We start from the raw sequence: 25,969 nt of genomic DNA, 5'->3' as shown, positions 1-25,969 counted from the left end.
AAGCGCGACGGCACACCCGCGGACGCGTGAAGCTACCAAATCCTGACCCGCGCGTTATTGCCGCCGACGCAGTACACGGTTGCACCGCCCGCACAAGACATGCGGAAGGAGGTCTCGGTGGCCGGGCTGTAAGCGGTCACTGTGATGTCGGGCGAGCCAGTGCGCGCGTACTCCTGCTGAAATGCCAGGTACACGTTAGCGGCGAAGCCGTCGGTGGTCACGCCCGTATCTGGCGCGTAATTGGAGTAGGAACGCTCCTTTTTCGGCGCTGCGGGCGCAGCGGGCGCCGGGGTGTTCTTCTCGGAGCTCGGCAGCGTCTGCGTTTCCACCACGGTGCTGGTTACAGGCTCGCTGGAGCCCGAAAACGCACCGGATCCACCCAAAAATGCCAGCACGCCGACCAGGGCCGCGAGCAGCACGCCGACCAAGGCAATAAGCCAGGCGTTCGGTCCACCGCGTTTCTCTGGCTGCTGGTAGGAGCCCTGGTACTGCTGGTTGTACGCGGGTTGCCCATACTGCTGCGGGTACTGCTGCCCATATGGCTGCTGGCTGTACTCTGGCGGCACTGCCCCGAACTGTTGCGTCTGGCCGATCTCCGGATCCGTCGCATGTGGCTGCTCCGGATTCCACTTACTGGAGCCTTGGTACGTCATGCCCGCGCCTTTCCTGCGGCCACTTTCGAAGTGCCGCCGAACTTTCGTGATATGTCAGCGAAAATTCTAGCCCACCCCCCTAGCCTGCGGACCGCAGGTCAGCGTGATTTTTTAGCAGCGCGACGTGGGTAGGTCTCCGCGCATGGAGGCCAGGCCGTCGGCGAGCTCATCCAGCATGGCGAAGCTGCCCTGATGGCCCTGCGGGCTGTAGGCGGTAATCGCCACCGCGATGTCTCCGTTCGGCCCTGGGATGAGGCCGAACTGCCGTGCCAGGTGGCCGCCGTCGTGGTTGTTCCAGCCGCCCTTGAAGTGGGCGCCGCCGATGCGGCCCAGGCCCCACCGCTGGTAGTCCACGATTCGTCCCATCATCTCCAGCACGGGCTCGTGGCCCGGCACACAGCGCAGACCGGATGCGAACGCGGCTTGGTCGCTGGTGGTCCACATCGTGCTCATCTGGTAGCCCGCGGGGGTGGTCGTGCGCGCGCCGGCCTGCGCGATCACGTCCGAGTACTCGTTGGCTGGAATCTGAGCGAACATGCGGTGGGCCGCCGGGTTGTCCGAACGGGTCACCGCCGCCTCCGCGTCCGGCCGGAACTGGGGCCCGTGGCGCAGCGCGGCGATGGAAAGCGGCACCTTCATGGTGGAAAAGGCTGGCTCCGGCCGGTTGTCGCCGGCGGTGAAGCCGCCCACGGACACCGCTGCGCGTCCGCCGTGGCGGGCCACAACGTCTGCCACGAGGCGATCCAGCTTCGCTTGCACATCAACCGCGGGTGCGGCGGGTGCTGCCTGCCCCGGTTGCGCCGCGGCCTTGGGGGTGGTCAGCGGCAGCGGGAGGCGGATGGCGTTTTTCACCTGCGGCGGCAACTGGTTGTAGGCCTGCACGAACGGCTGCCCGATCACCGGGATTTGGTCGATGGCGGTGTAGGCGGGAGCCGACGGGAGAGTCAAACCGGCGGCAAGAGCCATCGCGGCGAGTTTGGAGGACACGGGACGGACCTTTCTAGTGGGCGAAGTGGCGGGTGCCGGTGAAGTACATGGTCACGCCGGCTTCCTTCGCCGCAGCAATGACCTCCTCATCGCGGATGGAACCGCCCGGCTGGACCACGGCCTTCACACCGGAGTCAGCGAGCAGCTGGAAACCGTCCGCGAACGGGAAAAACGCGTCGGAGGCGGCCACCGCGCCATTGGTGCGGTTGCGGCCCTCGTCCAGGGAGTTCGCGCGGTCCACGGCGAGCTTTGCCGAATCGACGCGGTTGACCTGGCCCATGCCGATGCCTACCGACGCACCTTCGGCCGCAATCAAGATCGCGTTAGATTTGACGCACCGCACAGCACGCCACGCAAACTCCAGGTCCGCCAGGGTCTGCTCGTCCGCGGCCTCGCCGGCAGCAAGGGTCCAGTTGGCGGCGCTGTCGCCTTCGGCCTGGTAGGAATCGCGCTCCTGCACGAGCCAGCCGCCGGCGATCTGCTTGCGCTCCTCTTCGAGCTGCTTCGGCTCCACTTCGAGGATGCGCAGGTTCTTCTTCGTCTGCAGCAGTTCAAGCGCGGCCGGCTCGTAGGACGGCGCGATGACCACCTCGGTGAAGATCGGCTTGATCTGCTCCGCCAGCTCGAGGGTGACCTCGCGGTTGCAGGCGATCACGCCGCCGTAGGCGGAAACCGGGTCGCAGGCGTGCGCCTTCTGGTGCGCGTCGGCGATTGAGGTGTCCGACACCGCCACGCCGCACGGGTTGGCGTGTTTGATGATTGCCACGCACGCGCGCTCGTGGTCCCAGGCGGCGCGCCATGCGGCGTCGGCGTCCTGGTAGTTGTTGTAGCTCATTTCCTTGCCGCCATGCTGCTTCGCGGCGGCCAGGCCCCAGCCTTCGCTCTCGAGGCGAGCGGCTTGGTGCGGGTTCTCGCCGTAGCGCAGCGTAGTGGAACCCTCGCCGGCAGCGTCCGCGCCGAGTTGGGAGGACATCCAGGAGGAGACCGCGGCGTCGTAACGCGCGGTGTGCGTAAAGGCCTCCAGCGCGAGCTGCTTGCGCTGCTCCAGGTCGAAGCCGCCCTGCTGCACAGCCTGAGCTACCTCGCCGTAGCGGGCAGGGTCGACGACCACGGCCACCGACGGGTGGTTCTTCGCGGCGGCGCGGACCATGGACGGACCACCGATATCGATCTGCTCGACGCATTCGTCGTAGCTTGCGCCCGACGCCACGGTTTCTTCGAACGGGTACAGGTTGACCACCACGAGCTGGAACGGCTCGATGCCGAGCTCTTGCAGCTGCCCAACGTGGCTTTCCTTGCGCAGGTCGGCGAGGATGCCGGAGTGCACGCGCGGGTGCAGCGTTTTCACACGGCCGTCGAGCACCTCCGGGAATCCGGTCAGCTCGGCCACCTCGGTCACCGCCACGCCAGCGTCGGCGATGCGCTTCGCGGTCGAGCCGGTGGAGACAATTTCCACCCCCGCCTCGCCGAGCGCGCGGGCCAGATCTTCCAGCCCCGTCTTGTCGTAGACGCTAATCAGGGCGCGCTTAATCTCGCGCTTAGACATTGAACACAACCTTTCCGTTGACAAGTTCGGCGTGGTGCAGCAGATGCACAATCTGCTCGCGCTCGGCCTTCTTAATGCGCTCGTGCAGCTCAAATTCGGTATCGCCCGCCTCGACCTCGACGGCACGCTGTGCGATGATCTCGCCACTGTCCAGCCCGGCGTCGACGTAGTGCACCGTGCAGCCGGTGACCTTGACACCGTGGTCGAGCGCGTCGCGCACAGCGTGCGCGCCCGGGAACGCTGGCAGCAGCGACGGGTGAGTGTTGATGGTGCGGCCAGCGAATTCTTTTACAAACGCAGGTCCGAGCAGGCACATGAAGCCCGCGGAAACCACCAGGTCCGGATCGACGGACGCGACTGCGGCGACCATCTTTTCGTTCCACGCGTTGCGGTTTTCCTCCATGGGCACCACCGCTGTGCGGATGCCAGCGTTTTTCGCTCGCTGCACCGCCGGACAAATTTGATCCGCCACCACGAGGTCGACGCGGTAGCGGCTTTCCTGATTGTCAATGATCGCTTTCAACAACGTTCCGGTGCCCGACGCGAGGACGGCTACCGATTTCGCAGAGTCACACACAGCGATAAGTCTAACTACTGGATTTTGCGGTTGCGCGTTGCCTCACCAGCGCCACCCCGCGCACGAGCGCGCCTGCCAGCGCGACCCAAATAAACAGCGAGGACGCAAGCGTGAAGGGATCCGGCCCCACAATGCCGAAGGCCCCGGCGACGCCGGACGAGAAGATGCCCAGCAAAGCCCCGTAGAACGCAGCCCACGTTGCGGCAGCCGCGACGCCCTCGAGGGACAGTGGCTTGACGACGAACGCATGCGCCAGCACCGCTGCCGGCACCACCAGCAGCGCCGGAGCCCACTGCGGCATGGTGGCGGGGATAGCCGCGAACAAAGGAAGCGGCGGGTAGGCGGCGTTCGACGTCGCGAACAGGTTCACACCGGCGCCGGCGTAATTGAAGCTGCCGCCGAGCAGCACAGCCAGCTGCGCCACCGCGGCGTTGGGCAGGTACAGCAGGCTCAGTCCCGCCAGCGCCACCGCACCACCGACGCCAAGCTGCGGAAACTGGGAGGTGAGCTCGCCGACCCGGCCGTAGCCGAACGCCAGCGCGACGAGGTACACGACGCCGGCGGCAGCGAGCAGGCGCAGCATCAGGTTGGCCGCCCCCGCCGCAGCGTCCACCGCCTGCGCAGGCACCCCGCTGCGCTTAGCAAGGGCGTGCCACACCACCCGGCGCACCCCGAGGACAAATCCGACAAGGTGCACGATCAACGGGTAAGCGAACGCGGACACCGCCGGAGGCATGGACAGCGCATACACGTGGGACGCGTCGAAGACCATGAACAGCGCGATGGCGCTGACCACCAGCGGCAATCCGAGCACAAGGCCCAGCAAAGCGAGCAGGTCGAGCACGCTCACACGCCCCGCGGTGGCCTTGCGCACCTGGGTCGCCACCACCGCCGCTACGGCGACGGCGGGCAACAGGGGCATCGCGGAAAGCGTGACGCCGTCGATACGCAGCGGCACCCCGTGGAGGGCAAACCATGCCTCGCCGACGGCACCCGGGAAGTACGCCAAGTGCCAGCCGCCGATGAGGATGACGGCGAAACAAAGCGCGACAACGCCTAGCACCAGCGCGAGATTGGGGACCAACGCGTACGGGAAATAGTGGCGCACGCGTTCCTTGGTCGTCGTCGGCACTGCTTTGCGCGCGTCCTGGCGCTTGATGCCGGTGAACTTGCGTATTGACGCGCCCTTGCGGCGCTGTCGGCGCGCATCCGACGGGCGCGGCCGCTGGCTGGGTGTGGTGCTCATCGCGTCCTACTTTGCCACCCCGGCCAGCATGCTCCCCACAGTGACACCCGGACGGGCCCCTCCAGCAGACTTCGGGGCGGCGTGGCGCGCGCGTGCGCGAACACGGGGGTGTAACGTTCCCCCGATTACCCACGATTACGCGCGCCTACGCGCGATTTAAGAGTATTTTCAGCATTCATCTTGCTCCGATGAAACCAATTCGTTACAGTAGCCTCTCGTAGATAACAGGAAGGTCACAATCCAGCCGTGAGCAGCGGGAGACGATGACCAACGGAAGATCTCAAAGAGGGCTCATGTTCAACTCCAACAAGCAGGGCGGCAAGCACCGCAAGCAGTCCCCGAACAAGGGGCGCGTAGCCGTCGTTGCAGCGGCGACCGGTGCCGTATCCACCGCCGGCTTCTCCGGCTTGGTTGCCGGTGCCCTCACCAGCAACCAGGGCGGCGAGCAGGACGTGAACATCAAGCTCGCGGCTGAGACCAACGAGCTGCAGAACTCCGGCGCCGGCGCAACCGAGACCTCCACCAAGGAGACCCCGCAGATCCTCGCCATCGCCGAGTACAAGCCCGTCGAGAACCTCTCCGAGCAGCTGGACAAGGCCGTCCAGCACTCCGATGAGGTAGCCCGCCAGGACGAAGCTGCGCGCGCTCCCCTGTTTACCAAGCCAGCGGAAGGTGCGTTCACCTCCCCGTTCGGCATGCGCTGGGGCTCGATGCACACCGGTGTCGATATCGCGAACTCCCCGGGCACCCCGATCCGCGCCGTCGCCGCCGGCACCGTGATCGACTCTGGCCCGGCGCAGGGCTTCGGCAACTGGATCCGTATCCGCCACGACGACGGCTCGATCTCCGTCTACGGCCACATGCAGACCCTGAACGTCGCAGTCGGCGAGAGGGTCGAGTCCGGCCAGCTCATCGCTGGCATGGGTTCCATGGGCTTTTCCACCGGTTCCCACCTGCACTTCGAAATCTGGCCTGACGGCGCCACCCCGTCCGACCCGGCCCCGTGGCTGGCAGCCCGAGGCATCACCCTCTAGAGCCCTCTAGACAATCTCTCCCCCCTTACAACTGGGGCCGTCCGCACACATCGATGGCGGACGGCCCCAGTTTTTGTTTGCCCGAAGTTTACGGGGGTAAAGGTCCTACCCCCGACCCATATACCATGCGTAACATTTTTCACTTCAGCAACACACGGAGTGAGCTGGACGGACACCGAACAGTTCTCAACTTTTCGAACAAACGTGCACGTCACAGCATTGCCAAGGCCCCTTTCGGCGGTTAAATTCAACGCCTGTGTGCGTGGCCGAGACCGCGCCGAGCCCGCTTAAGCGTAAAAACGTTAGAAAAGGTATCCCGCAACAATGAACCGACGTCTCACTTCGAGCATCGCAGCCGTCTCGGCAGCAACGGCGCTGGCGCTCGCCCTCGCGCCCGCCCCCGCCTCCGCGTTTACCGTCACTGTCGACGGCGCCTCCGTCTCGGACGCTGGACAGGCCCTCGGCGCCGTGACCAAGGCCGCCGACTCCATCAAGGAAAACGGCGCGACAATCTCCGCAGGCGACTACAAGATCGTCTACGACCCCCGCGCCCTCGATGCCCCGCTCGCAGCCGCCTTCGCCCCAGCGCAGAGCAGCGACTGGGTCGCACCGCAGCGAGGCCGCACCGCCGACGGCCGCACGGTGGTCACGCCGGCTTCCGGCCACTTCACGTCCGGCTTCGGCCCGCGTTGGGGCACGATGCACCGGGGCATCGACATCGCCAATTCCCTGGGCACGCCGATCTACTCCGTCATGGACGGCACCGTCATCGCCGCGGGCCCGGCTCAGGGCTTCGGCAACTGGGTAGTAGTCAAGCACGACGGTGGCGAGGTTTCCGTCTACGGCCACATGAGCCAGTACGACGTCTCCGTAGGCCAGCGCGTCAAAGCGGGCCAGAAGATTGCCTCCATCGGCAGCGAGGGCCAGTCCACCGGCCCGCACCTGCACTTCGAGATCAAGCCGGACGGCGTCAACCAGGTGGACCCGGTGCCGTGGTTCGCCGCCCAGGGCATCAAGATCTAGCGGGCTAGAGCTTCTCCATGGGCACGCCGCCAATCGTCATGAGGCGGACCGTGCCGGACGAGCCGAAATCGATAGTTACCGTCTCCCGGACGCCGGAACCCTCGACAGCCTGCACCGTGCCCAACCCGTACTTGGCGTGGTTGACCCGGTCCCCCACCGCGAGGTTGAGGTTCTTGTGCACGGTGGTCCCGCTGCCGCCCCTGCGCGAGCGGGCGGGCGGGCGCGAGCGAGACGGTGTTCCCCATGCGTCAGAGCTGAAGGAGCGCTCCGGCTCCAACCGGCGCCAGTCGATGAGGTCCTCCGGGACCTCTGCGAGGAAGCGGCTGGCCGGGTTGGTCACCGGTGAACCCCAGGAGGAGCGGAGGGTAGCGCGGGTGAGGTAGAGCTGTTCCTTGGCGCGAGTAATGCCCACGTAGGCCAAGCGGCGCTCCTCCGCCAGTTCCGCGGGATCGCCCAGGGCGCGCAGATGCGGGAACTGACCGTCCTCCCAGCCGGTGACGAACACGACCGGAAATTCCAAACCCTTCGCGGTATGCAGCGTCATTAGCGTGACCACGCCCTGCTCGTTTTCCGGAATCTGATCCGCGTCTGCGACGAGCGAGACCTTCTCCAAAAACGCCTGCAGGGAGCCAGGGGCTGGCTCCCCTTCCTGCATGACCTCATTGAGTTCCTCGTCCGTCATGTACGCCACCTGGTTGGCGGCCTCGGAGGAAAACTCGCGGGCCACGGAGACCAACTCGTTGAGGTTGTCCAGGCGTGCGCCGTCCTGCGGGTCGTTGGACGCCTCCAGGCCGGCGCGGTATCCTGTGTCTTCCAGCACGCGCGTAATCAGCGCGCCAAGATCGGGCATGCTGGTGACCTCGTTACGCATCTCCGGCATGTCGTCTCTGATCTGACGGATCATCTCCACGAAGCGCGTAATCGAGTTCGTGGCAGCTTTTGCCAGCATGTCGACGTTGCCGGAGGTAGCGTCGACAAGCGATCGCCCGAAGCTTTGACCGTTGCTTTCCGCGTGCAGCGCCACCATCGCCTGCGCCTTGTCGCCGATGCCGCGCTTGGGCACGTTGACGATGCGACGCATGCTCACCGTGTCGTCCGGATTCTCCAGCACCTTGAGGTAGGCGACGATGTCGCGGATCTCGCGCCGCTCGTAAAAGCGGGTGCCGCCGACAACCTTGTACGGGATGCCGGAGCGGATGAAGATGTCTTCGAGCGCGCGGGAGGCGTTGTTGGTGCGGTACATCACCGCCATGTCGGAGTACGGCACTCCCCTGTCTGCGAGCGAGTCAATCTCGGAGGCGATGAACCGGGCCTCGTCGTGCTCGTTGTCCGCGACGTAGCCGACGATCTTCTCCCCATCGCCCTGATCCGTCCACAGCTTCTTCGGCCGACGGCCCTCGTTCTGCGCGATCACCGCGTTGGCCGCGCCGAGGATGTTCTGGGTGGAGCGGTAGTTCTGCTCCAGCATGATCGTTGTCGCGTCCGGGTAGTCGCGCTCGAATTCCTCGATGTTGCGGATAGTCGCGCCACGGAAGGCGTAGATGGACTGGTCCGAGTCGCCCACCACCGCAAGCTCCGGTGCGTCCGGACCGCTGCCGACGAGCGTGTGGACGAGCTCGTACTGCGCATGGTTGGTGTCCTGGTACTCGTCCACCAGCACGTGGCGGAAGCGCCGGCGGTAGTAATCCGTGACCTGCGGGTGCTCCTTGAAAATGCGCACGACCTCCCCAATCAGGTCGTCAAAATCCAGGGCGTTGGACTGGCGCAGGCGGCGCTGGTACTCCGCGTACACCTTTGCCACCGTGGTCTCGAACGGGTTGTGGGTGCGCTCGGCGTTTGCCAGCGCCACATCCGGACCAATCAGCTCGTTTTTCAGGTTGGAGATCCCGTTGGCCAACACGCGCGGCGTGAACTTCTTCAAATCCAGGTTGAAGTCCTTGGCAATCATGCCCAGCAGCCGCCGCGAATCGTCCGAGTCGTAGATAGTAAAGTTGGTGTTCAATCCCGGCACCAGCTGTGCCTGCTGGCGCAGAATGCGCACGCACACCGAGTGGAAGGTGGCCACCCACATCCGCTCCGCCTCCGGGCCGACGAGCTGGCCCACGCGCTCCTTCATTTCGGCTGCGGCCTTGTTGGTGAAGGTAATGGCCAAGATCTGCCACGGCGCAACGCCGCGGTTTTGCAGCAGGTAGGCAATGCGGCGGGTGAGCACCGCAGTCTTGCCGGAACCGGCGCCCGCGACAATGAGCAGGGGGCTGCCCTCGTGGATGACGGCGGCCTGCTGCTGCGGATTCAAACCCAGGGTCAGATCAGTCATGGCCGTAACTGTACTAACGCCTCCGACACGACCCGCGCGGGTGTTCGAACTGGCATAATCTACATCCATGAGCGAGCTTGAAATCCGCATGCCTTCCGGCACAGACGACCCATTATCTGACGCGGAAATTCAGGCGTACCGCAAAGAGATCGACAGGCTCGACCGCGCCATCCTGGACGCGGTGAAGCGCCGCAGCGAAATCTCCCGCGCCATCGGCAAAACCCGCATGGGCTCCGGCGGCACCCGCCTGGTGCACACGCGCGAGGTGGCGATTATCAACCAGTTCCGCGACGAGTTGGGAGAAGAAGGCCCCGGGCTGGCACAGATCCTGCTGCGCCTCGGCCGGGGCAAGCTGGGGTAAATCCCCTATCTGTCCTCGACGGAGCTTGCGACGTCAGCTCTCCTCGACGGAGCTTGCGACGTCGAGCACGACCTCGAACTCCAGCAGCTCCGCCGACTGCGAGACGGGCTTGCGCGGCTGCTCGCCGTCCCCGCCTTCGCGCGACTCGCCGTGCCCGGCGCGGCCTGCACCTTCCCACCACGCGCGGTAGGACTCTTCGTCCGCCCAGCGGGTGAACACGAAGTATCGGTCCTCGCCCTTGACCGGGCGCAGCAGCTGGAAGCCCTCGAAGCCCGGCTGGCCGTCGATGGCATGTTTGCGCGCGGCGAAGCGGCGCTCCAGTTCCTCTCCGGCACCTTCGGGGACGGTGATTGCGTTGATCTTCACAATGCTCATGGGCGCCATTATCCACGGCGTGTCTAGACGGCGCCTGTGCGTGGCGCGACCGCGCCGCATACCCGGCGCGTTTTGGCTACGTTTGATCAAGGATTCTCTAACCGCTCTGTCGACCGCCACGTGGGAGGCTCACATGCACGACATCACGTCCACCAAAAGCTGGGGCAAGCTGGAAAAACTCCATGCGGAAAAGTCCCGCACCACGCTGCGTGACCTCTTCCGGGCGGACGCTCAACGCGCGCAGCGCTACACCTTCGACGCGGCGGGGCTGCGGGTGGATCTTTCCAAGAATCTGGTGGATGAAGACGTCGTCAAGCAGTTGCTTTTGCTTGCCGACGAAGCGAAGCTGAGCGACCGCATCGAGGACATGTTTACCGGCAAGCACGTCAACTCCACCGAGGACCGTGCCGCGCTGCACACCGCGCTGCGCGCCCCGGCGGACAGTGCGTTGGAGGTGGACGGCCAAGACGTCACCGCTGACGTGCACGACGTCCTGGACAGGATGCGTCAGTTCGCCGCCTCCCTGCGCACCGGCGAGTGGGTCGGGCACACCGGCAAGACCATTACCAAGGTGGTCAACATCGGCATCGGCGGCTCCGACCTCGGCCCCGCCATGGCGGCAAAAGCGCTGCGCACCTACGCCACTGCGGGTATTTCCGCGGAGTTCGTCTCCAACGTGGACCCGGCCGATATGTCGCGCGTGCTCGACGAGGTGGATGCGGAAAAGACGCTGTTTATTGTCGCCTCCAAGACCTTCACCACCCAGGAGACCCTGGCCAACGCGCACGCGGCAAAGCGGTGGCTGCTGGAGCAGTTCGACGGGGACGACTCCGCGATTGCGAAGCACTTCGTGGCCGTGTCCACCAACGCGGAGAAGGTGTCCGAGTTCGGCATCGACACCGCCAACATGTTCCCGTTCTGGGACTGGGTAGGCGGACGCTATTCCATGGACTCCGCGATCGGGCTTTCCCTCATGGCCGTGATCGGCCCCGAGGACTTCATGCGCCTGCTCGACGGCTTCCACGCCATGGACAAACACTTCCGCACCACCGCGTTCGAAGACAATGTGCCGGTGCTCATGGGGCTGCTGAATGTCTGGTACCGCAACTTCCACAAGGCGCAGACCCACGCGGTGCTGCCGTACTGCCAGGACCTTTCCCGGTTCCCGGCCTACCTGCAGCAGCTGACCATGGAGTCCAACGGCAAGCACACGCGTATCGACGGCGCAAGCGTCGACTGCGACACCGGCGAGATCTTCTTCGGCGAGCCGGGCACTAACGGCCAGCACGCGTTTTTCCAGCTCATCCACCAGGGCACCACGCTTGTGCCGGCAGACTTCATCGGTTTTGCCAAGCCGCGACAGGACCTGCCCACGGCGACCGGCGAAGGTTCCATGCACGACCTGCTCATGGGCAACTTCTTCGCGCAGACCAAGGTCATGGCGTTCGGCAAAACCCAGCAGGAGATTGAAAACGAGGGTGTGGCGCACGCGCTCGCGCCGCACAAGGTAATGCCCGGCAACCGCCCCACCACCACCATCCTGGCGGAAGAACTGAGCCCGTTCAGCCTTGGGGCACTGATCGCGCTGTACGAGCACATCGTGTTTGTCGAGGCCGCCGTCTGGGGCATCAACCCCTTCGACCAGTGGGGCGTGGAACTGGGCAAGGCGCAGGCGAACGACCTCGCCGCCGCTGTCGCCGGCGAGGAGGAGCCCGACACCGGAGATTCCTCCACCGACGAGTTGATCACCTGGTACAGGAAGCACCGCTAATGGGAGACGCAGTTTCCTCCGAGTCCTACACTCCGCGCCAGCGCACGACCTATCGGCGGCGCCTGGAGGACGAGCTGGAGCGCTTTGACCGCCACCTCCAGGACGCGGATTTCGTGGATCACGGCACGATCGGGCTCGAACTCGAGCTCAACTTGGTGGACGACGCCATGCAGCCCCACCCCAACAACCAGGTGGTGCTGGGGCTGTTGGACGAGGAGTACCAGTCCGAGATCGGCGCCTACAACGTGGAGATGAACCACCCGCCGCTGAGCATCGAGGGTGACGGGTTGGCACGGCTTGCCGAAGGCGTCGCCAAGCGCCTTGAACGCGTCCGCAACGCTGCGGAAGATGCTGGCTCGCACCTGGCGATGATCGGCACACTGCCCACGATGACCTCGCAGTTTTTGGACTCCGAGGAGTGGATGACCGAGGAGAACCGCTACGCCGGCTTAAACAACACCATCCTGGAATCGCGCGGCGAGCTGGTCAAGATCGACCTGCGAGGCGAGGAGAAGTACACCCACTACTTCGACACCATCGCACCCGAATCCACCTGCACCTCCATGCAGCTGCACCTGCAGGTCGCACCGGACCGCTTCGCCAGCGCGTGGAACGCCTCCCAGGCGATCGCCGGTGTGCAGTTGGCGTTGTCGGCGAACTCCCCGCTGTTTTTGGGCCACAAGGTGTGGCACGAATCGCGTATCCCGGTGTTCAAGCAATCCATCGACACCCGCACCAAGGAGCTGATCAACCAGGGCGTGCGCCCGCGCGTGTGGTTCGGTGAACGGTGGATCACCAGCGTGTTCGACCTGTTCGAGGAGAACGTGCGCTACTTTTCTCCCCTGCTGCCGGAAGGACGCATGGCGGCGGGCGCGCCGTTCATGAACGGCGATAATCCCGGCCTGCACTACCTGAACCTGCACAACGGCACGATCTGGCGCTGGAACCGCCCTATCTACGATCCGAACGGAAAGCTCAGCCACATCCGCGTGGAAAACCGGCTGCTGCCGGCGGGCCCCACGGTCACCGACATCGTCGCGGACGCGGCGTTCTACTACGGCCTGGTCAAGGCGCTGTGCAACCAGACGCGGCCGGTGTGGTCGCGGCTGAGCTTCGAGGCGGCCAACCGCAACTTCCTCGCCGGCGCGAAGGACGGCATCGGCGCCGAGGTGGAGTGGCCGACGTTGGGGACGGTGGCTGTGGCGGAGCTCGTGGGCGATTATCTGCTCGACCTCGCGCACGAAGGCCTGCGCACGCTCGAAGTGGACCAAGATTGCGCCAAGAAATACCTCGGGGTGATCGAAGGCCGTGTGCGCACCAGGCAAAACGGTGCAGCGTGGCAGCTTGCCGCGCTGGACAAGGTGGCGGGCGACGCGAAGCCCGCCACCAGCGAGCGCGCCGAAGGCCTCGCCCGAGTGTTGCGCCAGTACATGAAAACTCCCAGGCAGACGCGCCGGTGCACACTTGGACGCTCGAGGTTGAATAGGGCAAGATAGCGCCTTATGCAGAGCATCATCGACTGGATTGTGGGTCTCATGGAGACCCTGGGCGCGCCCGGCGTCGGCATTGCGATCCTCCTGGAGAATCTGTTCCCGCCCATCCCCTCCGAGGTGGTGCTGCCGCTGGCAGGCTTCACCGTCGCGCAGGGCTCGTTGAACATGGTCAACGTGTTCATCTGGTCTGTCCTGGGCTCCGTCATCGGCGCCTACGTCCTCTACGGCGTGGGCGCGTGGCTGGGCCTGGAGCGGCTGCGCAAAATTGCCGACTGGATGTGGCTCGTGCGCACCTCCGACGTTGATGCGGCGATGAGTTTCTTCACCAAATACGGCAAGCCGAGCGTGTTTATCGGCCGCCTCATTCCCGGGGTGCGCTCGCTCATTTCCATCCCCGCGGGCCTGGGCAAGATGAACCTCGTCACCTTCGGCCTGTGGACCTCCCTCGGCTCCGGCATTTGGAACGCCATCCTGATCTACCTGGGCTACGTTCTCGGCGCGAACTGGGAGAAGGCCACCGGCTACGCGGACGCCTACTCCAAGGTGATCTACGTCGTGCTCATCCTGATCATCCTCGGGTTCCTCGTATTCTTCATCCGTCGTGCGGTGCGCGACCGGAACGCTGAGCAGGCGCAGGCTGGCACCGCGGACACCACCAAATAACCCGCTCTAGGTCGCCCTCCCCGCCGAGGAGCCCCTTGGCAATCAGGGTGCCGCACCGCCTGCACGGCTTGTTGTTTCGCCCGAACACGTAGCTCGTCTCCCCCGCCCGCCTGACACCTGTGGTCACGCGGACGGGGGAATCTTTATTCGCCCACATCAGCCGGCGCGCGAGGTGCACATGCTTTTCGACGTCCACGTCCCGCACCAACTCCGCCGGATGCGTCCCCGCGAGAAAGTTGATCTCCGCGCGGTACTCGTTGCCGATGCCTGCGAGGTTGCGCTGGTCCAGCAGAGCCCGGCCGATCTCGCGGTCCGGTTCGGCCTCGATGCGCCTGACCGCCTCGTCGACATCGAAGTCTGGGTCGAGCAGGTCCGGGCCGAGGTAGCCCATTTCTAGGGCGTACTCGCGGGCCGGGAAGACGCGCACCAGGCCGAGCCAAAAGCCAACGAGTTCGATGTCGGCCTTTGGTGCGTCGTTAAGCGAAAGCACCACGCGGGCGGCGTGAGCGGGCTTTTTCCAGCGCGTGCCTGCGCGGTGCATGGACCACGTGCCCTCCATTTTCAGGTGCGTGTGCAGGATCTGCGCCTGATGGTTTGGTGCGCCGAACTGCATGAACAGGTGCTTGCCGTAGGGCCAGACGCGCTCGCAGGTCATGGCGGAAAAATCGACGGTGGCGTAGCGGGGCACGCGGATAGATGTGGCGGTGACCTCGCGGTTTTGCATCCATTGCAGGCGTTTGGAGAGCTGGTAGACAGAATCACCTTCGGGCATAATCGGATTTTATGTTCGACTTCCTGCGCAAGGTATTCAGCACTGGTCCGACTCCGGAAGAATCGCTTGTCGGCTTCTTCCCCGACATGGATGCGGCGATCGAGTGGGCGCGCGGCGTTTTGGAGGAAACGGGCACCGACCCGAAAACGCAGTTTGTGCGCGCGGTGAAAGACGTGCGCGAGGCGAACCCGCGACTTGGACTTTTGGCCGCGAACCACCTGGTAAAGCAGCTAGTTTAGCACGTATGTTCGAACGCTGGTTTGCGGTGTCTGCCGCGTTGCTACATTGACCCCCATCACCCGCGAAAAGTGCGGAAGGGAGGGTGCAATGAGCAACGTCACTGAGCTCGTGGACAAGGTTGTCGACGGCCTCACGCAGCTGCGCCTGCTTCTCGACGATCCTTCGGCCCTCCCCCTCGCCACCATCACCCACGATATCGCGCGCCTCGAACGCGCGATGGACAAGAAGGCCTACGTGGACGCGGCTTTCGCCCAAGCCTGCGTGCTCGCGGACGCGGGAAAGCTGGTCGGCGCGAACTACCCGGACGCCTACCTGACCGAAAAGCTCGGCATCTCCCGGGGCGAGGCCTACAACCGGCTCGCCCGGGCCAAATCGCTCTTCGCGCCGCCGCCCGAACCGGAGCCGGAGGAGTTCCTCTTCGACGACGAGGAAGCCCCGGACAACGACCGCACCGCAGCCGAAGACGCCGCCCGCAAGGCCGCCGACGAGGAGGCCGAGCGCCGCCGCAAGGACCAGGAGGAAGCGCGCAAGCGGGCGGACGAGATCCCCGCCGCGAAGCAGGACATCATCCGCCGCGAGCTGGACAAGCTGCTCAAAGCGGCAGAGGGCGAACGGATGCGCATCTACGCCCGCGCAATGGAGCAGGCGAAGTACCGCGACGAAAAAGACCTGCGCCTTTACGTGAAGCGCCTGGTGGACGCCGCGAACAAGCCCCACGCGAAAGCGAACCCGAACGCGGGCTTTGAAAAGCGCGACGCTTCATTAGGCAAAGAAAACGCCGACGGCACCTTCGATGTGCGCCTGAGCATGACCGCGGGCGACTACGCCCTCTACAAGGCGCTGACGGATAAGGGGCTGGCGCCCAACTCGAACATCCCGGCCGAGCTACAGGGCGAGCGCGATCCGCGCACCCGGGGCCAGCGCCGCTACGACCAGTTCATGCGAATCTTGCGCAAGTACGAGGAGGGCGAACAGGCCGCGAACGGTGGCGCCGCCTCCGTGGTTGTCTCGATCACGTTGGACGACCTCGCAGCGGCCGACGCCACCACGATGTTCCAGACCAACGTCGGCGTGGAGCTCAACGCCTTCGACCTCGTGCGCCTCGGCATGGACGGCACGAGCGACTTTCTTCTCACCGTCGACGGGCTGTCCGGGGTGCCGCTGCACCTCGGCCGTTCGAAACGGCTCGCCTCGGTTGGCCAGCGCATCGCCATGTTCGCCGTCCAGGGTGTGTGCTCCTGGGCTGGCTGCACCGCCTCAATGAGCGAGTGCGAAGCCCACCACATCATCTCCTGGCTGCGCTACGGCACGACCGACATCGAGAACCTCACCGGCCTGTGCCCCACCCACCACAAGTGCAACAACGACCACCGGGACGGCTCCTTCAACAAGGGCTACATGGATTACGACCCCGACACCGGCACCGCCGTGCTGGTCAAGGCCGATGGCACCCGCCACACCAACACCACGGACCCCGCCATGCACTCCGCCGTCAACCGGATCCGGGAGAAACGGGCCCGCACCGGGGCGCCGACACCTGCGCCGTCCACTCCTCCTTCCAGCGCCCCGTGGCCCACCTCCCCGCCACCGAGGCCCGGCGCGCCCAACCCGAGGGTGAGCCACCGGATGCCGCTGCGGCCCTAACGGTTGTCCTGCTGCCCTAGTCGTCGAAGTTCAGGCCCTCGGCCGGACCTCGCCTGTCACTGTCGCCGGTTTGCCGGGCGGGTCCGTCGCGCCCGTCGAGCTCCCCGAGCGCCTCGGTCACGCTGCGCCCGCGCCGCTTCGGGGGCGCCGACGCACGCCCGCCGATCTTCACGCCCTTGTGCGTCACGGTCGCGCCGTACTCCTTGAGCGAGAACGCCGGCCCGCCGTCAAGCTTCTCCACGCCCAGCGGCTGCATCCGCCCGTCGCGCACCGCCTGGGTCAAGGCGCCGACGACCAGTGGCATCGGGTCTCCCACCCCGTCGGGGAAGGTGTCGTAGAAGGTGGTCATGGTTTTGCCGCCGCGGGTGATGTGGGCGGCGAGCAGGCCGTCGATGAGCACCACCATCGCCCCGGCCGAGCGGGTCGCGCCCTGGGACGGCCACGGCAACGCCGCGCCGTAGGGGTTCGCGGGGTCGGTGGCGGCCAGCACGTGCACGTGCGGCTCGCGCGCGCCCGAGGGCCAGCCCACCACATCGTCGGAATCCTGGTGGCCGCGCAGCCGGTCGATGGTCGCCGGGGTGGAAAACTGCGAGGCGCCCAGCCCCTCCACGAGGTAGCCGCGCATCGCCTTGCCGGAGGCCTCGAAACCGGACAGGGTTTTGTAGGCCAGTGCGAACCCACCGAGGATGTCTTCAGCGACCACGGAGCCGCGGGTGACCACCCCGTAGCGGTCCAACAGCGACTCGCCGAGCGCGACCGAGCGGCGGGTGGCGTCGCCATCGGGCGTGGGCGTGAGCGACCAGCGCCCCACCATGTCCGGCGGCACCGCCGAGGCGAAGCTGGTCCGCCCCGAGCGCACCCTGCTGCGCGAGGGCCTGCGGCGCGCCCGGTGCGCCGTCTTCCCGCCCGCCAGGCGCGCCCGGATCGGTGCAAAGGAGTCGGGGGCCAAAAACCCTGCCTCGACCAAGTCCCACATGGCCTCGCGCAGCTCCTCGGTTGTGGTGGTGGGTTCGAGCAGGTCGGAAAACAAGAACCCGCCGCCGCGGCGCACTTTCTCCATCACCTGGGACTGGGTCAGAGAAAGCAGCGGCTCCTCCACCTGAGGCATGAGTTGGGCGGCGTAATCGGCGGGCAGCAGCATGATCCAGGGGTCGCGGGCCCCCGCCTTGCCGGCGCCGACGACGGTGATCTCGCCGGAGGCGGTCAGCTCGTCCAGCATCACCGGCGAGTAGTCCCCCACCCGCGCCGGCAGGATGTGCGTCTCCCAGGCCGAGGCCGGCAGGCGCACCCCGGCGAGCTGCTCCAGCACCGAGTAGACCCCGTCCGCCCCGCGCAGCGCCGGCGTGACCCCCACCGGGGCAACGTTCGACCACGCGGGCAGGAAGCGCCCGTAGGCGGACTGCGACACCGGCCGGGTCTGGGCGCGCGCCGCCGCGAGCGAGCGGGACCGGATGATGCGCAGCACCTCGGCGGCGACGTACTCCTCTTCCTCGATGCCCTGCCGGTAGCGGCCCGGGATGACCTTGTCCTTGTCCACCAGCCGCGACAGCGGCTCGTGCGCGACACCGACCGCGAGCCCGAAGGCGTCGGCGAGGTCCCGGCGGGTAAACGGCCCGCGGGTGCGCACCCATCGGCCCACCAGCTGGGCGAGCGCGTCGGGGATGGTCTGCACCTGGGCGGGCACGCCGGGCGGGATGGGGACGCCGAGGGCGTCGCGAAGCAGGGGCGCGTCCAACACCTGGGCAACGTACTCGCGCCCGCCGATGCGCACCCGCATCATTCGCGCGCCGAGCGCCTGCTCCAGGGAACGCAAGGGGACGGTGGTGTAGAGCGCGAGCTCGTCGATAGGCACGGGCCCCACGATGCGCAGGGTGTCGGCGAACTGCTCGGAGGTCTCCGCACGCCCCACGCGGCGCAGCGACGCGTCGACCTCGGCGATGATGTCGGCATCCAGCAGCTCGCGCAGCTCCACGGTGCCGAGCAGCTTGGCCAACAGCGACGGGTCCAGCGACAGCGCCGCCGCCCGCTTCTCAGCCAAGGGGGTGTCGCCTTCGTACATGAACGCGCCGGTGTAATTGAACAGCAGCGAGGAGGCGAAGGGGCTGGGCTGGTCGGTGGTCACCTCGGCGATGCGCACCCGGCGCGTGTTGATGTCGCGCATGACTTCCTGCAGGGCGGGCAGGTCGTAGACGTCTTGGAGGCACTCGCGGACCGTCTCCAAGATGATGGGAAACGACGGGTAGTTGCGCGCCACGTCCAAGAGTTGCTCGGCGCGCTGGCGCTGCTGCCACAGGGGCGCGCGCTTGCCAGGGTTGCGGCGCGGCAGCAGCAGGGCGCGGGCGGCGCATTCGCGGAAGCGGGAGGCGAACAGAGCGGAGTTGCCCACCTGCTCGGTGACGATGTCGGCGATCTCGTCGGCGTCGAATTGGAAGATCGCCCCGTCCGGTTCCTTTTCGCCTTGCGGCAGGCGCAGCACGATGCCGTCGTCGCCGGCGACCGCTTGGGCGTCCATGCCGGTCTCCTGGGCGACCCGCCAGCCGGTGGCCAGCGCCCACGCGGCGTTGACGCCCTTGCCAAACGGGGTGTGCAGAACCACGCGCCAATCCCCCAGCTCGTCGGTGAAGCGTTCCAGCACGAGCGTCTTCTCGTCGGGCAGGATGCCGGTGGCTTCCTCCTGTTCCTCGAGGTATTGCAGCAGGTTGCGGCGGGCGCGCTCGTCCAGGCTTTCATCCAGCGAGCTTGTTGCTTCTCGACGAAACGCACCTACAGCCTTGCCCAACTCGTAGGGGCGGCCCAGCCCGTCGCCGTTCCAGAACGGCAGCCGGCCGGTGTGGCCCGGCGCCGGGGTGACCTGCACCTGGTCGCGGGTGATGTTCTCGATGCGCCAGCTGGAGGCGCCGAGGGTGAACACGTCGCCGACGCGGGATTCGTAGACCATCTCCTCGTCGAGCTCGCCGACGCGCCGAGGTCCTCTGCCCCCTTCTTGATCGCTCGCGATCAAGAAGACGCCGAACATGCCGCGGTCCGGGATGGTGCCGGCGTTGGTCACCGCCACCCGCTGCGCGCCGGGCCTCGCCTTGAGCACCGAGCCCTCAAGGATGGCGCGCGGGCGCAGCTCGGCGAAGTCGGTCGACGGGTAGATGCCGATGACCAGGTCGATCACCGAGTCGAACACCTCGCGCGCGAGGTCCCGGTACGGCCAGGCGCGGCGCACGGTGTCGTACCACTCGTCCACGTCCAAATCTTCCACCGCGACCGCGGCCACGGTCTGCTGGGCCAGCACGTCGAGCGGGCTGCGCGGGGTGTGCAGCTCTTCGATGAGACCGTCGCGCATGCGGGGCACCGTCACCGCCGTCTGCACGAGGTCAGCGCGGTGCTTCGGGTAGAAGGTGCCCTCCGAGACCGCGCCGACGGTGTGGCCAGCACGGCCCACGCGCTGCAGGCCGGAGGCCACCGAGGGCGGCGATTCCACCTGGATGACCAGGTCGACCGCGCCCATGTCGATGCCCAGCTCCAGCGAGGAGGTGGAGACCACCGCGCGCAGCGAGCCCTCCTTGAGCATAGTCTCGGTTTGGGCGCGCTCGTCCTTGGACACCGAGCCGTGGTGGGCGCGCGCGATCACGGCGGCGGCGTGGCCGGCGGTGTCCACGGACTTCATCAGCTGCGCCGGCGGGCGCCGCGTCGCAGGCGACAGGGCCTCCGGGTCGTGCTCTTTGGCCCACAGCTCGTTGAGTTGACTGGTCAGGCGCTCGGCGGTGCGGCGCGAGTTCACGAACACGATGGTGGAGCGGTGCGCCATCACCTCGTCGTAGATGGCGCGCTCGATGTGCGGCCAGATGGATCCTGCCGCCCCCGGCGGCGGGGCCGGCTCTGAGCCTTCCAACGAGAGTGCATCGTCGAAGACGGCGTCGCCGATGGTGGAGGCGTCCTCGGGCACGGGCAGGTCCGACATGTCTTCGACGGGCACGCTCACGGCAAGCTGCCAGCGCTTCTTTGCGGGCGGGTTGATGATGGTGGTCTTCGGCCCGAGGAAGTTCGCCACCGCCTCGATCGGGCGCACCGTGGCCGACAGGCCGATGCGTTGGAAATCGCCGGCCAAGCGCCGCAGCCGCTCCATGGACAGGGCGAGGTGCACGCCGCGCTTCGTGCCGGCGAGCGCGTGGATTTCGTCCACGATGACCGTGTCCACCGTCTTCAATATGCCCGCCGCTTTCGAGGTGAGCATGAGGTAGAGCGACTCGGGCGTGGTGATCAAAATGTCCGGCGGCTTTCGCACCTGCCGGTTGCGCTCGGACTGCGGGGTGTCGCCGGAGCGCACGCCGACGGAGATGTCGGGCATGTCGCGGCCCAAGCGCTGCGCCACCCGCGCGATGCCGGCCAGCGGCGCGCGCAGGTTGTCTTCCACGTCCACGCCCAACGCCTTCAGCGGGGAGATGTAGAGCACCTTCACCCCGCCGTGGGTGGAGGTCTGCGCGCCGTCGATGGGCAGGGCCTGCTGCCCGGCGCGCTCCACCAGGGAGTTCAGGGACCACAAGAACGCCGCCAGGGTCTTGCCGGAGCCGGTGGGCGCGACCACGAGCGCGTTCTCGCCGTCGGAGATCGCGCGCCACGCCTGTTCCTGCACCGCGGTGGGGGCGGCGAAGACGTCCTCGAACCACCCCGCCACCTGCGGGTGGAAGCGGTTCAGAATCGGTGCGCTCATCACGGCAACCTTAGCGGTAGAGTCAGGCGCATGACTGCTCAGTACTCGGATTCTCGGCTGACCAACCTCATCGCCGAGGGCACCGGCGAGATCTTGAAAGGCGTGCGCGGGGTGGGCTTGCTCCGCGGCCGCGAGCTTGGCGAGGCCGGCGACGAGCTGGCCCAAAGCTGGATCTCCCGGGTGCTCGCGCAGCACAGGCCTGACGACGGGGTCCTGTCGGAAGAAGCCGCCGACGACCACGAGCGCCTGAGCAAGAACCGGGTCTGGGTCGTCGACCCGCTCGACGGCACGAAGGAGTTCGCCACCGGCCGCCAGGACTGGGCGGTGCACGTGGCGCTGGTGGAAGACGGGGTGCCCACCCACGCCGCCGTGGGCCTGCCGGATTTGGGCGTGGTGTTCAAGTCCTCGGACGTGCGCCACGTCTCGGGCCCGTTCGCCGGCAAGGTGGCCATGTCGCGCAACCGCCCCCCGGCGGTGGCGCAGCATGTGGCCGAGGCGCTGGGCTGTGCGGTGGAGCCGGTCGGTTCTGCTGGCGCGAAGGCGATGCACGTGCTGCTGGGCGATTACGACGCCTACGTCCACGCCGGCGGCCAGTACGAATGGGACCAGGCCGCCCCGGTGGGCGTGGCGCTGGCGGCGGGGCTGCACGCCTCGCGCCTGGACGGCTCCCCCTTGCGCTACAACAACGCCGACACCTACATTCCCGACATCGTGATTTGCCGGCCGGAGCTGGCGGACGACATCTTGGAGGCGGCCGCCCGCTACCACGACGAGCACGGCACGTTTGAAGGAGTAGCCCAGTGATTTCCACCCCGTACGAAGACCTGCTGCGCGACGTGCTGGACAACGGCACCGACAAGGGCGACCGCACCGGCACCGGCACCCGCAGCGTGTTCGGCCGCCAGATCCGCTACGACCTGTCGGAGTCCTTCCCGCTTTTGACCACCAAGAAGGTCTACTTCAAGGGGGTCGTCGGCGAGCTGCTGTGGTTCTTGCGCGGCGATTCCAACGTGGGTTGGCTGCAGGACAACGGGGTGCGCATCTGGAACGAGTGGGCCGACGAAAACGGAGAGCTCGGCCCGGTCTACGGCGTGCAGTGGCGCTCCTGGCCCACCCCGGACGGCGAGCACGTCGACCAGATCGCCGAGGCCCTGGAGACGCTGAAAAACAACCCGGATTCGCGCCGCAACCTCGTCTCCGCCTGGAACGTGGCGGAGCTGGACAAGATGGCGCTGATGCCGTGCCACCTGCTGTTCCAGCTCTACGTCGCCGACGGCAAGCTGTCCATGCAAGTCTACCAGCGCTCCGCCGACATGTTCCTCGGCGTGCCGTTCAACATCGCCTCGTATGCGCTGCTGACGCACATGTTCGCCCAGCAGGCAGGCCTCGAGGTGGGCGAGCTGATCTGGACGGGCGGCGACTGCCACATCTACAACAACCACCTCGACCAGGTGCGCGAGCAGCTGTCCCGCGAGCCGCGCGAGTACCCGCAGCTCAAACTGCGCAAGGCGGCCTCGCTGTTCGACTACACCTTCGACGACGTCGAGGTCGTGGGCTACGACCCGCACCCCACCATCAAGGCGGAGGTGTCCGTCTAGTGCTGGGCGCGATCTGGGCGCAAAGCGCCGACGGCGTCATCGGCGACGGCGCCGGCATGCCGTGGCACCTGCCCGAAGACCTGAAGCACTTCAAGGCCACCACGCTCGGCCACCCCATCATCATGGGCCGGCGCACCTGGGAGTCGCTGCCGGTCAAGCCCTTGCCGGGCCGCGTCAACCACGTGCTTTCTTCGCGCGCGCCGGGCGCGTGGTCGCGCGGGGCGTACGTCTCCCCCGACATCCCGGACCTGCAGACGGACGCCTGGATCATCGGCGGCGCCCAGCTTTACGAGGCCACCATCGACGAGGTCGACGTGATCGAGCGGACGCTTATCGACGTCCTCCCGGACATCCCCGCCGCGCAAGCCGTCTACGCGCCCCGGATCGACGGCGAGTTTGAGCTGGTGCGCGACGGGGACTGGAAGACGTCGACAAGCGGGCTGCGCTACAAGTTCCAACGCTTCGAAAGGACCCAACAGTGACCACCCCTGAAACCCCTGAAACCACTGCCCACGTGACCATCTTCGCCGCCGACTGGTGCCCGTTCTGCCGCAAGCTGCGCGAGCGGCTGGACCGCACCGAGACCCCGTACGAAGTAGTCGACGTGGACGCCGACGGCATGGACGAGGTCAACGCGTGGATCGAGTCCGTCAACGACGGCAACCGCATCGTGCCCACCGTGCTGTACTCCGACGGCACCCACGCCACCAACCCGGAGGCCTCCGCGGTGCGCGCGAAGCTGCGCGAGCTCACCGGCGAGGCGTAGCCTCTACCCCGCCTGCACCACAACCATCCAGATGGCAACGAGGTGTAAAACCGCCGCCACGACCGTCGCGGTGTGGAAATGCTCGTGGTAGCCGTAGTAGTGCGCTGATCTCCCCGGCCACTTAAAGCCGTACACCAGCGCACCGAGGGTGTAGATCACCCCGCCCGCGAGAAGTAAGTGCACCACCGCCGCACCCGCTTCGCGCCACAGGGTGGGTAGGAGCGGGACGATGACCCACCCCAGCCCGACGTAGACCACCACATCCAGCCAGCGCGGGTGGTTGATCCACACGAGGTTGAGCGCCACTCCCCCGATGCCGCCCGCCCATGCGACGGCAAGCATCACCGCCGCAGTCTTCGGTTCGAAGACGGTGAGGCACAACGGGGTGTATGTCGCGGCGATGAACACCGAGATCGTGGCGTGGTCCGCCCGGCGCCACCACTGGACGGCGCTGGCGGTACGCCACGGCCAACGGTGGTACATCGCCGAGACCCCGAAAAGCAGAAACAACCCGGCACCGTACATGGTGACCCCGAGGGCCTGGACCCAATGCAGCGTCATCCACGCGAACGTGATCAGCACCGCCGCAGCGAGCGCCGAGAGTATTGCCGCACCAAAGTGGAACCAGCCGCGGATCACGGGGCGCGTGCCTCGATCAGCCACAACGTAGCTGCGCTGCACTTGGCCCTGTTGGAGTTTGTGGTGCGGTTTCGTTGCTGTCACGGATCACCTCCGCTGTCGTCGTTGACATGGCATTTGCCTGAGCCCCTTCCTAACCTACGGTATGGTAGGTAATCTAGCCGAAGTCCCGCAACGCCGCCTCGGCCGCCCACCAGCCGGGCATGCCGTGGACCCCGGCGCCCGGGGCCGTCGACGCCGACGCCATGTACAAGCCTTTGCGCAGGCGGTGCGGTTGACGCAAGAGCAGCTGGGCGCCGTCCATCGCGCCGCCGGCGATGTCGCCGCCGACCAGGTTGGGGTTCCACGCCTCGAGCGCGGCCGGCGGGGTCTCGATCGCCTCCCGCACCACCGCGCGAAAGCCGGGCGCGAACCGCTCGATCTGCCCCGTGATCCGCTCCGCCACCTCGCCCGGGTAGCGCTGCCGGTAGCCGTGCGGCACGTGCGCGTAAGTCCACAGCACCAACCCGCGTGAGGGGTCAGCCGCGTACTGCTGGCTTGCCATCACGAACGGGCGACGGGGCAGCAGGCCGGCGGCCACCTCGTTTTCGGCGCGCACGATCTCGTCGACCGTGCCGCCCACGTGCACCGTGGCCGCCTGCCCCACCCGCGGGTCTGTCCAAGGCACCGGGGCGTCGAGGAGGAAGTCCACCTTGTGCACGCCCGGCCCGTAGCGCCACCGGCGCATCGACCGGGCGCGGCGGGCAGGCAGCGAAGCGCCGTTTAAGCGCACAACCTGCGCGGGCGTGAGGTTGACAACGACGGCGTCGGCGTCTGGCAGCGTGCGCACCTCCTCGCCGCAGCGCACCACGCCCCCGTGCTCCTCCACAATCTGGCGCAGCGCCGCGGTGACCGTCCCGGATCCACCCTCGGCCACCGGCCAGCCCCGCGTCATGCCCAGCGCACCGAAGAGGAGGCCGAATGCCCCTGTCAGCGGGCGCGACGGCGAGGTGATCGCGTGTGTGGCGCTGCCGGCGAACAGGGCGCGGGCCTCCTCGGTACGAAACGCCGCCCGCCCCAGTGCCGCCGCAGGCCACAGGCCGCGGGCACCGAACCGCGCCAGGGCCAGCGGGCGCCTTGGAAGATGCGGCAGCGGGGCGAGCACATCCGCGAGCAGGCCGTCAACACTCTCCACCACCGGGGCGTGCAGCCGCGACCACGCGATATCGTCCACGCCGAGGCCCGCCGCGGTCTGCTCCAGCGAGCCCGCCAGCACCGCCGCGCCGGCCTCCAGCGGGTGCGCCATCTCGTACGGCGCGCGCAGCCACCGCACCCCGTAGCGCTCAAGCTCCAGCGCGCGAAAGGCCGGGCTGGCTGCCCCGAAGGGGTGGCAGGCGGCGCCGAGGTCGCGGAACGAGCCGTCGTCAAGCATCTGTGTGGCGGCCGCGCCCCCGACCTCGCGTGAGCGCTCGCGCACCTCAACCCGCCACCCCGCGGCGGCAAGGCGCGCCGCCGCGGTCAGCCCGTTCGGCCCCGCGCCTACGACCACAGCAGTTCGTTTCACCCTGACCATGCTAAACACC

At 67.0% G+C, this 25,969-nt stretch carries 22 protein-coding genes and 1 pseudogene; 12 read left to right on the top strand and 11 right to left on the bottom strand.

The window, feature by feature from the left end:
- Positions 1–32: 32 nt before the first annotated feature.
- From CFOUR_RS03290 to CFOUR_RS03270, 5 genes are all read right to left on the bottom strand, one after another.
- The gene (locus tag CFOUR_RS03290; protein ID WP_085957371.1) at positions 33–653 is read right to left on the bottom strand and encodes a hypothetical protein; all 621 of its coding nucleotides are present in this window, start codon (positions 651–653) and stop codon (positions 33–35) included.
- Between the two features lie 111 nt (positions 654–764).
- Positions 765–1,640, bottom strand: a complete 876-nt coding sequence (locus CFOUR_RS03285; protein ID WP_085957370.1) for a serine hydrolase — start codon at positions 1,638–1,640, stop codon at positions 765–767.
- A 13-nt stretch (positions 1,641–1,653) separates the two neighbouring features.
- Entirely contained in the window at positions 1,654–3,186 is a 1,533-nt protein-coding gene (gene purH / locus CFOUR_RS03280) for a bifunctional phosphoribosylaminoimidazolecarboxamide formyltransferase/IMP cyclohydrolase (RefSeq protein ID WP_085957369.1), read from the bottom strand.
- Positions 3,179–3,763, bottom strand: a complete 585-nt coding sequence (gene purN / locus CFOUR_RS03275) for a phosphoribosylglycinamide formyltransferase (RefSeq protein WP_230471778.1) — start codon at positions 3,761–3,763, stop codon at positions 3,179–3,181. The genes purH and purN overlap by 8 nt, the downstream gene beginning before the upstream one ends.
- Before the next feature lie 10 nt (positions 3,764–3,773).
- A complete protein-coding gene (locus CFOUR_RS03270; protein ID WP_085957367.1) occupies positions 3,774–5,009 on the bottom strand; it encodes a cell division protein PerM in 1,236 nt (411 codons plus the stop codon).
- Between the two features lie 293 nt (positions 5,010–5,302).
- On the opposite strand from CFOUR_RS03270, the gene CFOUR_RS03265 reads away from it, so the two are divergent.
- Both CFOUR_RS03265 and CFOUR_RS03260 read left to right on the top strand, forming a co-directional pair.
- Positions 5,303–6,043 (top strand): M23 family metallopeptidase, encoded by a 741-nt coding sequence (locus tag CFOUR_RS03265; RefSeq protein WP_085957366.1) that lies wholly within the window; start codon positions 5,303–5,305, stop codon positions 6,041–6,043.
- 324 nt (positions 6,044–6,367) lie between these two features.
- Positions 6,368–7,066, top strand: a complete 699-nt coding sequence (locus CFOUR_RS03260; RefSeq protein WP_085957365.1) for a M23 family metallopeptidase — start codon at positions 6,368–6,370, stop codon at positions 7,064–7,066.
- A 4-nt stretch (positions 7,067–7,070) separates the two neighbouring features.
- Here the strand turns inward: CFOUR_RS03260 and pcrA are convergent, their stop codons facing one another.
- A complete protein-coding gene (gene pcrA / locus CFOUR_RS03255) occupies positions 7,071–9,383 on the bottom strand; it encodes a DNA helicase PcrA (protein WP_101706374.1) in 2,313 nt (770 codons plus the stop codon).
- A 67-nt stretch (positions 9,384–9,450) separates the two neighbouring features.
- Here pcrA and CFOUR_RS03250 point away from each other — a divergent pair, with 67 nt between their 5' ends.
- Positions 9,451–9,744 (top strand): chorismate mutase, encoded by a 294-nt coding sequence (locus tag CFOUR_RS03250; protein WP_085957363.1) that lies wholly within the window; start codon positions 9,451–9,453, stop codon positions 9,742–9,744.
- Between the two features lie 33 nt (positions 9,745–9,777).
- On the opposite strand, the gene CFOUR_RS03245 is transcribed toward CFOUR_RS03250, so the two are convergent.
- Positions 9,778–10,119: an antibiotic biosynthesis monooxygenase family protein gene (locus CFOUR_RS03245; protein ID WP_085957362.1), complete on the bottom strand. Its 342-nt coding sequence runs from the start codon at positions 10,117–10,119 to the stop codon at positions 9,778–9,780.
- Positions 10,120–10,252: 133 nt separating this feature from the next.
- On the opposite strand from CFOUR_RS03245, the gene pgi reads away from it, so the two are divergent.
- The 3 genes and pseudogenes from pgi (at position 10,253) to CFOUR_RS03230 (ending at position 14,046) form a co-directional block, all read left to right on the top strand.
- The gene (gene pgi, locus CFOUR_RS03240; RefSeq protein ID WP_085957361.1) at positions 10,253–11,890 is read left to right on the top strand and encodes a glucose-6-phosphate isomerase; all 1,638 of its coding nucleotides are present in this window, start codon (positions 10,253–10,255) and stop codon (positions 11,888–11,890) included.
- Positions 11,890–13,376: pseudogene (locus CFOUR_RS03235) on the top strand (glutamate-cysteine ligase family protein). The gene pgi and the pseudogene CFOUR_RS03235 overlap by 1 nt, the downstream one beginning before the upstream one ends.
- Positions 13,377–13,392: 16 nt before the next feature.
- Positions 13,393–14,046 (top strand): DedA family protein, encoded by a 654-nt coding sequence (locus tag CFOUR_RS03230; RefSeq protein ID WP_085957360.1) that lies wholly within the window; start codon positions 13,393–13,395, stop codon positions 14,044–14,046.
- Here CFOUR_RS03230 and CFOUR_RS03225 read toward each other — a convergent pair.
- Positions 13,976–14,818 (bottom strand): DNA-formamidopyrimidine glycosylase family protein, encoded by an 843-nt coding sequence (locus tag CFOUR_RS03225; RefSeq protein ID WP_085957359.1) that lies wholly within the window; start codon positions 14,816–14,818, stop codon positions 13,976–13,978. The genes CFOUR_RS03230 and CFOUR_RS03225 overlap by 71 nt on opposite strands.
- A gap of 11 nt (positions 14,819–14,829) precedes the next feature.
- Between CFOUR_RS03225 and CFOUR_RS03220 the strand changes: the two genes are divergently transcribed.
- Together CFOUR_RS03220 and CFOUR_RS03215 are read left to right on the top strand one after the other, a co-directional pair.
- The gene (locus CFOUR_RS03220) at positions 14,830–15,057 is read left to right on the top strand and encodes a hypothetical protein (protein ID WP_085957358.1); all 228 of its coding nucleotides are present in this window, start codon (positions 14,830–14,832) and stop codon (positions 15,055–15,057) included.
- An 88-nt stretch (positions 15,058–15,145) separates the two neighbouring features.
- Positions 15,146–16,702 (top strand): HNH endonuclease signature motif containing protein, encoded by a 1,557-nt coding sequence (locus CFOUR_RS03215; protein ID WP_290179940.1) that lies wholly within the window; start codon positions 15,146–15,148, stop codon positions 16,700–16,702.
- A 16-nt stretch (positions 16,703–16,718) separates the two neighbouring features.
- On the opposite strand, the gene CFOUR_RS03210 is transcribed toward CFOUR_RS03215, so the two are convergent.
- On the bottom strand, positions 16,719–21,404 hold the full coding sequence (locus CFOUR_RS03210; protein ID WP_290179938.1) for an ATP-dependent helicase: 4,686 nt from the start codon (positions 21,402–21,404) through the stop codon (positions 16,719–16,721).
- A 30-nt stretch (positions 21,405–21,434) separates the two neighbouring features.
- On the opposite strand from CFOUR_RS03210, the gene CFOUR_RS03205 reads away from it, so the two are divergent.
- The 4 genes from CFOUR_RS03205 to CFOUR_RS03190 are packed head-to-tail and all read left to right on the top strand — an operon-like array spanning position 21,435 to position 23,768.
- On the top strand, positions 21,435–22,208 hold the full coding sequence (locus tag CFOUR_RS03205; protein WP_290179937.1) for a 3'(2'),5'-bisphosphate nucleotidase CysQ: 774 nt from the start codon (positions 21,435–21,437) through the stop codon (positions 22,206–22,208).
- Positions 22,205–23,002: a thymidylate synthase gene (locus CFOUR_RS03200; protein WP_085957355.1), complete on the top strand. Its 798-nt coding sequence runs from the start codon at positions 22,205–22,207 to the stop codon at positions 23,000–23,002. Before CFOUR_RS03205 ends, CFOUR_RS03200 begins: the two co-directional genes overlap by 4 nt.
- Positions 23,002–23,484, top strand: coding sequence for a dihydrofolate reductase (locus tag CFOUR_RS03195; protein WP_085957354.1), 483 nt, complete (start codon positions 23,002–23,004; stop codon positions 23,482–23,484). The genes CFOUR_RS03200 and CFOUR_RS03195 overlap by 1 nt, the downstream gene beginning before the upstream one ends.
- Positions 23,481–23,768 carry a mycoredoxin gene (locus CFOUR_RS03190; protein WP_085957353.1) on the top strand — a complete coding sequence of 96 codons (288 nt, stop codon included), beginning with the start codon at positions 23,481–23,483 and terminating at the stop codon, positions 23,766–23,768. Before CFOUR_RS03195 ends, CFOUR_RS03190 begins: the two co-directional genes overlap by 4 nt.
- Positions 23,769–23,771: 3 nt before the next feature.
- On the opposite strand, the gene trhA is transcribed toward CFOUR_RS03190, so the two are convergent.
- Together trhA and CFOUR_RS03180 are read right to left on the bottom strand one after the other, a co-directional pair.
- Positions 23,772–24,491 (bottom strand): PAQR family membrane homeostasis protein TrhA, encoded by a 720-nt coding sequence (trhA, locus tag CFOUR_RS03185; protein WP_085957352.1) that lies wholly within the window; start codon positions 24,489–24,491, stop codon positions 23,772–23,774.
- Positions 24,492–24,564: 73 nt separating this feature from the next.
- Positions 24,565–25,950 (bottom strand): phytoene desaturase family protein, encoded by a 1,386-nt coding sequence (locus CFOUR_RS03180; protein ID WP_290179931.1) that lies wholly within the window; start codon positions 25,948–25,950, stop codon positions 24,565–24,567.
- Between the last annotated feature and the right edge of the window lie 19 nt (positions 25,951–25,969).

The organism is Corynebacterium fournieri, from assembly GCF_030408775.1.
In the GTDB taxonomy this organism is placed as follows: Bacteria; Actinomycetota; Actinomycetes; order Mycobacteriales; family Mycobacteriaceae; genus Corynebacterium; species Corynebacterium fournieri.
The sequence above is the reverse complement of the archived record's forward strand: the minus strand, read 5'-3'. Positions and strand labels throughout refer to the sequence as shown.

Coding starts and splice junctions, on each gene's coding strand:
- CFOUR_RS03230 (WP_085957360.1), top strand. CDS start 13,393: ATGCAGAGCATCATCGACTGGATTGTGGGTCTCATGGAGACCCTGGGC.
- CFOUR_RS03215 (WP_290179940.1), top strand. CDS start 15,146: ATGAGCAACGTCACTGAGCTCGTGGACAAGGTTGTCGACGGCCTCACG.
- CFOUR_RS03270 (WP_085957367.1), bottom strand. CDS start 5,009: ATGAGCACCACACCCAGCCAGCGGCCGCGCCCGTCGGATGCGCGCCGA.
- CFOUR_RS03220 (WP_085957358.1), top strand. CDS start 14,830: ATGTTCGACTTCCTGCGCAAGGTATTCAGCACTGGTCCGACTCCGGAA.
- CFOUR_RS03225 (WP_085957359.1), bottom strand. CDS start 14,818: ATGCCCGAAGGTGATTCTGTCTACCAGCTCTCCAAACGCCTGCAATGG.
- pcrA (WP_101706374.1), bottom strand. CDS start 9,383: ATGACTGATCTGACCCTGGGTTTGAATCCGCAGCAGCAGGCCGCCGTC.
- CFOUR_RS03245 (WP_085957362.1), bottom strand. CDS start 10,119: ATGAGCATTGTGAAGATCAACGCAATCACCGTCCCCGAAGGTGCCGGA.
- CFOUR_RS03265 (WP_085957366.1), top strand. CDS start 5,303: ATGTTCAACTCCAACAAGCAGGGCGGCAAGCACCGCAAGCAGTCCCCG.
- pgi (WP_085957361.1), top strand. CDS start 10,253: ATGCACGACATCACGTCCACCAAAAGCTGGGGCAAGCTGGAAAAACTC.
- CFOUR_RS03260 (WP_085957365.1), top strand. CDS start 6,368: ATGAACCGACGTCTCACTTCGAGCATCGCAGCCGTCTCGGCAGCAACG.
- CFOUR_RS03210 (WP_290179938.1), bottom strand. CDS start 21,404: ATGAGCGCACCGATTCTGAACCGCTTCCACCCGCAGGTGGCGGGGTGG.
- CFOUR_RS03290 (WP_085957371.1), bottom strand. CDS start 653: ATGACGTACCAAGGCTCCAGTAAGTGGAATCCGGAGCAGCCACATGCG.
- CFOUR_RS03250 (WP_085957363.1), top strand. CDS start 9,451: ATGAGCGAGCTTGAAATCCGCATGCCTTCCGGCACAGACGACCCATTA.
- purH (WP_085957369.1), bottom strand. CDS start 3,186: ATGTCTAAGCGCGAGATTAAGCGCGCCCTGATTAGCGTCTACGACAAG.
- CFOUR_RS03205 (WP_290179937.1), top strand. CDS start 21,435: ATGACTGCTCAGTACTCGGATTCTCGGCTGACCAACCTCATCGCCGAG.